Origin of the sequence: Serratia sp. 14-2641 (genome assembly GCF_001692375.1) — a bacterium.
GTDB lineage: Bacteria > Pseudomonadota > Gammaproteobacteria > Enterobacterales > Enterobacteriaceae > Chania > Chania fonticola_C.
In genome coordinates this window covers 1-643 of the sequence record NZ_LXKR01000019.1, presented here as the reverse complement: position 1 = coordinate 643, position 643 = coordinate 1, and the positions used below count along the sequence as shown (strand labels likewise).

General features: G+C 54.7%; 1 protein-coding gene and 1 pseudogene. Both read right to left on the bottom strand.

What is annotated here, in order from left to right:
- Nucleotides 1-81 precede the first annotated feature (81 nt).
- Entirely contained in the window at nt 82-369 is a 288-nt protein-coding gene (icmT, locus tag A6U95_RS08730) for an IcmT/TraK family protein (RefSeq protein ID WP_021807919.1), read from the bottom strand.
- A pseudogene (locus A6U95_RS08725) lies at nt 362-643 on the bottom strand (plasmid transfer ATPase TraJ); the annotation flags it as partial. The pseudogene A6U95_RS08725 and the gene icmT, both read right to left, overlap by 8 nt.

Genomic DNA, 643 nt, shown 5'->3' with positions numbered 1-643 from the left:
GTGCTCAATTACTTTTCCCATGTTGATCTCCTCGATGCCGATCTATACCCCGGCACCCTAAAAGGCCTATGTGGATAATCGTCACTCGCCTTCAGTAAAGCGGCGATACCACCACGGGCGGCCCGACAGCCGCTTTCCCCGCAACAGATAGACCAGCCGGGCATTCAGCACCGTCAACGTCCAACCAAAGGCCGATAGAATTCGGAAAAAAAGGATGATGCCGCTGATCACATAAATCGTGTCCCAGGTAGGGAAGCGGAACCAGAACAGATACAGCAGAAACAAGGGGGCAGGAACACCGTAGACATTGAGCCGCCGAGAAGCATTGCGCCAATAGCCTGGTAGCAAAGGCTCCAGCTCGTCATTCATGGGTATGACCTCGCTCCAGTTCACGCAACTGGTGACCGGTCAGGGCGACGGCCAGCTCGCTGCGAGCGATGCTGCCTTGCAAGTACAGCCGCCAGGCATGATCGGCAATGCGCCGTTGCTCAGTTCGAATAATGCCGTCAATGTGCTGGCCCCATTTGATGTAAGGCATTTGCGTCAACTGTTCCCGCAAGGGATCGTCAAAGATAATGTACTCACGCACAGCCTGTCGTTTGCCATCGGTGGTTCTCAGCAACTTCTGCACCACGATGTACTG

What these genes read in the sequence shown, in the direction of transcription:
- icmT (WP_021807919.1), bottom strand. Translation starts at nt 369, where the DNA reads ATGAATGACGAGCTGGAGCCTTTGCTACCAGGCTATTGGCGCAATGCT.